Annotated in this window: 4 protein-coding genes and 1 pseudogene; 2 read left to right on the forward strand and 3 right to left on the reverse strand. The window is 60.5% G+C overall.

What is annotated here, in order from left to right; genetic code table 11:
- A pseudogene (locus C9413_RS27570) lies at positions 1-996 on the forward strand (hydroxyacylglutathione hydrolase); the annotation flags it as partial.
- Between the two features lie 307 nt (positions 997-1,303).
- A complete protein-coding gene (locus tag C9413_RS27575) occupies positions 1,304-2,800 on the forward strand; it encodes a DegQ family serine endoprotease (protein WP_040116601.1) in 1,497 nt (498 codons plus the stop codon).
- A gap of 328 nt (positions 2,801-3,128) precedes the next feature.
- Here the strand turns inward: C9413_RS27575 and C9413_RS27580 are convergent, their stop codons facing one another.
- The 3 genes from C9413_RS27580 to C9413_RS27590 all read right to left on the reverse strand — a co-directional run bounded on the left by C9413_RS27580 (position 3,129) and on the right by C9413_RS27590 (position 4,853).
- Entirely contained in the window at positions 3,129-3,635 is a 507-nt protein-coding gene (locus tag C9413_RS27580; RefSeq protein WP_040115605.1) for an RES domain-containing protein, read from the reverse strand.
- Entirely contained in the window at positions 3,628-3,999 is a 372-nt protein-coding gene (locus tag C9413_RS27585; RefSeq protein ID WP_040115606.1) for a DUF2384 domain-containing protein, read from the reverse strand. The genes C9413_RS27580 and C9413_RS27585 overlap by 8 nt, the downstream gene beginning before the upstream one ends.
- Before the next feature lie 62 nt (positions 4,000-4,061).
- On the reverse strand, positions 4,062-4,853 hold the full coding sequence (locus C9413_RS27590; protein ID WP_223844085.1) for a crotonase/enoyl-CoA hydratase family protein: 792 nt from the start codon (positions 4,851-4,853) through the stop codon (positions 4,062-4,064).
- Positions 4,854-4,921: the final 68 nt, after the last annotated feature.

Here is a 4,921-nt window from a genome sequence, read left to right on the forward strand (position 1 = left end):
CCCGGCCCACACGCATGGTCTACCATCGACAGCCCCGGCGCGTAGTCCCGCGCGGATTTCCTCTTGCTCGCCACCAGCCACCCCGCCCCCTCAGCACCGCGCAGCCTCTCCGCTGCATTGGCCGGCCACCCGCGCTTTGTTGCCGATCCCATGCGCCCCGGCTCGCTCGATCCCATTCGTCCGGACGATCGGGTCCTCATTGTCGGCAACGGCTTGACATCCGCCGACATCGTCGCGTCGCTGACACGCAGTGGCCATCATGGACCGATCACCTCGATTTCCCGCCGCGGGCTTCGTTCGCGCGGCCACGCACCCTGCCCGCAGGAGCCCTTCGGCGACTTCCTTTCGAAGCCGGCTACAAGCGCTGCAGCGCTCCTGCAGACCGTTCGAAAGACGATCGCGGGGGCGGCCGAAATCGGCGAAAGCTGGCATGCAGTCATCGATCAGGTCCGCAGCAACGGCCATGAAATCTGGCGCAATCTGCCTGTTGCCGAGCGGCGGCGCATCGTCCGCCATTTGCGGCCTTATTGGGACGTCCATCGGTTCCGCATCGCACCGCAGGTCGAAGAGGTACTGGATCGGGCGATCGTTGAAGGACGCCTCGAGATCCTTGGCGCTTCCGTTGCCGGTGCCAAAACCGACGGAGCGGCGATCGATATAGTCCTGTTCAAGCGAAGCGGCGAGCGCGTGGAGAAACGCTTCGATGCCGTGGTCGTGACCACCGGTCCTGCCCATGGCAGCATTCTCCAAAGCCAGATGTGGCTGCATGAGCTCAACCAGGGCGGCCATTTGAAGCTCGATCCGACCGGCCTCGGCATCGCCTGCAACGAGAGCTCAGAAGCAGTCGGAACGGATGGCCTGGCGAATTCATCACTGCTGATCTCGGGTCCGCTGGCGCGCGGCACCTTCGGTGAGCTGATGGGACTGCCGCAGGTAAGCGAGCATGCCGTCTTCATCGCAGCCGAACTTGCAAAAAAACTGAAAGCGGTCCGATAGCGTCGTGTGATCCCTGACGAAGATCGGCCCCCTCGCCCCCGATGTCCGCATAGGGTGCGCGAACATTAACCAACTGTAATTCTTACATTTTTGCAATGAAACCGTAATGAACATTTAATTTGTAAATGCGGCTTGACCAAAGCATATCTCTCCAAGACGCCATTTCTTGAACCGGCAGCACTCGCTACAGTTTCGATGATTGTCCTCTGGAGGCCAAAGGATTGGCGCCACGTTCACCCGACGCCCGCGTTCCCCGGCATGGAACCAAGACGCCGCCATGCAGTATTTTCGCAAGGAACCTATCACCATGTTACCGATCCTCTCCAAGCATCGCATCGCAGCGCTGATCGGCGCTGCGATTATCGCCGGTACTGCCGTCGTGCCCTTTGCCATCAACGCATCCAATGCCGCCGCCGCTTCGGCCGAAACCAACGGCGGGCCTTCCTCCAGCGGCTCTTTCGCCTCCGTCGTCCATGCCGACAAGCCTGCCGTCGTCACTATCACCACGACGATGAAGGCCGACGCCAGCGCCGACGACGATCAATCGCCGATGGACGAGCAATTCCGGCAGTTCTTCGAACAGCAAGGCATACCATTTCCGAAGCAGCTGCCGCAGCATGAGCACGGTGAGCGCGCCATGGCGCTCGGCTCCGGCTTCATCATCGGCTCCGATGGCGTCATCGTCACCAACAATCATGTGATCGACAATGCTTTGGACATCAAGGTGACCCTTGATGACGGAACGGAAATGCCGGCCAGGCTGATCGGTGCCGATTCGAAGTCTGATATCGCGGTCTTGAAGATTGAAGCTCAAAAGCCCCTTGCAACGATCGCCTGGGGCGATTCTGACACTCTGAAACTTGGTGATCAGATCCTGGCCATCGGCAATCCCTTCGGCATCGGCACGACAGTCACAGCCGGTATCGTATCGGCCCGCGGCCGCGATCTGCACAGTGGTCCCTACGACGACTTCATCCAGATCGACGCGCCGATCAATCACGGCAATTCCGGCGGTCCGCTCGTCGATCACGACGGCAATGTCGTCGGCATCAACACGGCGATCTATTCCCCAAACGGTGGCAGTGTCGGAGTCGGCTTTGCCATTCCGTCCGATGAGGCCAAGGCGATCGTCGCCAAGCTTCAGAAGGATGGTTCGATCGAGCATGGCTATCTCGGCGTGCAGATCCAGGCAGTTACCAAGGATGTTGCAGATGCCGTTGGGCTCAATGCCTCGCAGGGTGCGCTCGTTGCAGCCGTAACCGGGGGAACCCCTGCCGCACGCGCCGGTGTCAAGACGGGCGATATCATTACCGCCTTAGGCAGCCAGACCGTAAGGACGCCGAAAGACCTCTCGCGTCTCGTCGCCGACATGTCGCCGGGCGCCAGGAAAACGCTCACCGTCTGGCGCGCCGGCCAGAGCACCGACCTCACCGTCACCATCGGCGGCAACGGCACCGGCGATAAGCAGGCAGAAGCCGAAGAAAGCAGCGGCAGGACACAGGCCGGTCCGGGCATTGGAATTGCTCTTGCCGATCTCACACCGGATACCCGGGAAGAACTTCACCTGGCCAGAGGCGTCACGGGCGCGGTCGTCGCCAGTGTCAATCCGGACAAGCCGGCCGCCGAAGCAGGCATTCAGACGGGCGATGTCATCGTCTCGGTCAACGACAAGACCGTACATAATGCAGGCGATGTGAAGAACGCCGTCGCCAATGCTGCAAGATCCGGCCGCAAGTCGGTTCTCCTGCTTGTCGAACGTGGTGGCAATAGGATCTTCGTAGCCGTACCTTTCGCAGCCGCTTGACGCCGAATATCATGCGCTCTGCATTCAACCGGATGCGGAGCGCTATTGCTCCAAGGCCTGCGCCGCCTCCACCTCACTAAGCGCCGGAACGCGAATACTCGCGTGGGCGCCAGCCAGCATTGGCAGCCCACAGATCAGTGATGGCAGTAGGGTTCCCGCATCCTCCCCGTTTCCAGCTTCGCGAGCCAGACTTCTGCTACTTCGAACGACAGATGCGCCGACACCAGCTCCTTAAGCAACCGTTCATTGCCCTCGAAGAGCACTCATAAATTGCCGGAATGCTTTAATCGGACAATTCCCGTCGCGATGTTCTCGGCGCGCCCGTAATCTACAACCAGGAGGCCGGTGATTTGGGCAGTCGGCCCTCTGGATCAATTGCGCGAAGCTCCGGTGCACCCGGCATATTCCATGCCCACAGCGCGACGCATGTGCCGCCGAGCGACATGAAGGATGGATAGATCACGCCATGATATCGCGACGCAATCAGACGTTCGCGCAAGTGGTGGGTTGCCGGCACCTTGCTTTCATCCATCAGCATCCGCCATTCGCAACGATGGATGTCCGCAGTAACGTCAAACTTTCGAAGAAGCTCCTGGTCTGTCGTGTCGGCGAGGCGCGCCCCTTTGAGTTCCAGTTGCACGATCATCGCCGGATGCTGGACAAAGCCCTGGTTATATTCGGCCCAGGCCGTGGACAGTTCGCAGGCCGCATAGATGGTTGGGGCACCCACCGGATTCCAGCGACCGCCAAAACGGCTGGCGCCCTCGCCAGAAAGCGGCGCATAGGCCCATCGTGGAACGAAGGCGCGCCACAGATGCACGACGGCTTCAGGCATAGACGCCGGAGCGGACGGCCTCCAGATAGGCGAGAACCCGGTCGGACTTGCCTTCACCGACAAGATCAAAAGCCGTCTTGCCGCCCCAGCCGGGGATCGGCTGATGCTTGAACCATATGACCGCGCGGTTTTCGTCGCCGGTCATTTCGCTTGCCATGGCAAGGATGCGGACGACGTTGCTCAGCGCACTATCCACTTTACGGGCGCTCGATTTCGCCGCCAGCGTATTGCGCGCAACCCCGATCAGCCGGGCCAGCTCGGAGAGCGTTACGCCGAGTTGCTCGGCGACGCGACGGGCCGATAGAAACGACGAATGTTCATCGCCGAAGCGGGCAGCGATATTGCTGAGGCCTATGGCTGCCATGATCGATGTCCTCGCATATTTTGATCAATTCTCAATCAAAATATGCTCAAAGTGCGCTCAATTCAAGCATCACTTCGCCAGGATGGCTGCCGTCGTTCGAAAAAGGCGACAATGCCCTCGCGCGCCTCTTCCGTTTCCCAGGTGTCGGCTAATTGCTCGATGACGCTTTCGATGACCGCGTCCGTGATCGGCATTCCGAGCGAGCGGGCAAGTATCTTGCCTCTTGCCACTGCATCAGGCGACGCCTTCAGGAAATGCCCGATTTCGGTCTCGACTGCCGCATCGAGATCCCCAGCGGGTACAACATGCCCGGCCAGCCCGGCAGCCTTTGCCTCCGATGCGTTGATCAGTTTACCGGACATGATGAGCGGCCGGGCAGCTCCTTCGCCGATCCGCGCCACGACAAAAGGACTGATCGTTGCCGGGATAATCCCGAGGCGAACTTCGGTCAGGCCGAAACGGGCGGTTTCAGCGGCGATCACCAGATCGCAAGCGCTGAGAAGGCCGACACCGCCCCCAAAGACATTGCCCTGAACACGAGCAATCACCGGCTTCGGAAGGTCATTCAATGCACGGAACATGGTGGCAAGCCGCCTTGCCTCAAAAATCCGCTCATCCCGCCCCGCCTCAAACTGCGCGCGCATCCAATCGAGATCGCCGCCCGCGCAGAAGCTTGCCCCCTCTGCGGCAAGCACGATAACCCGAACGTTGCGATCAAAACCGAGAGCCTTTGATGCGGCGGTCAGTTCATCCATCATCTGGGCCGAGATCGCGTTGTGCTTTTCGGGCCGCGCAAGCGTCAGCCGCGCAAGGCCGCGGGCGTCGATATCGATGTGAAGCGTTTCAGGCATCACGACTTACTCCTCAGCTCACGGGCAAAGGCGGCTGTCTGCCGCAGCTTGTCTTCCGCAAGTCCTGTCGA

This window comes from Rhizobium sp. SEMIA 4085 (assembly GCF_013004495.1).
Lineage (GTDB): Bacteria > Pseudomonadota > Alphaproteobacteria > Rhizobiales > Rhizobiaceae > Rhizobium > Rhizobium gallicum.

Coding starts and splice junctions, on each gene's coding strand:
- C9413_RS27585 (WP_040115606.1), bottom strand. CDS start 3,999: ATGGCAGCCATAGGCCTCAGCAATATCGCTGCCCGCTTCGGCGATGAA.
- C9413_RS27575 (WP_040116601.1), top strand. CDS start 1,304: ATGTTACCGATCCTCTCCAAGCATCGCATCGCAGCGCTGATCGGCGCT.
- C9413_RS27580 (WP_040115605.1), bottom strand. CDS start 3,635: ATGCCTGAAGCCGTCGTGCATCTGTGGCGCGCCTTCGTTCCACGATGG.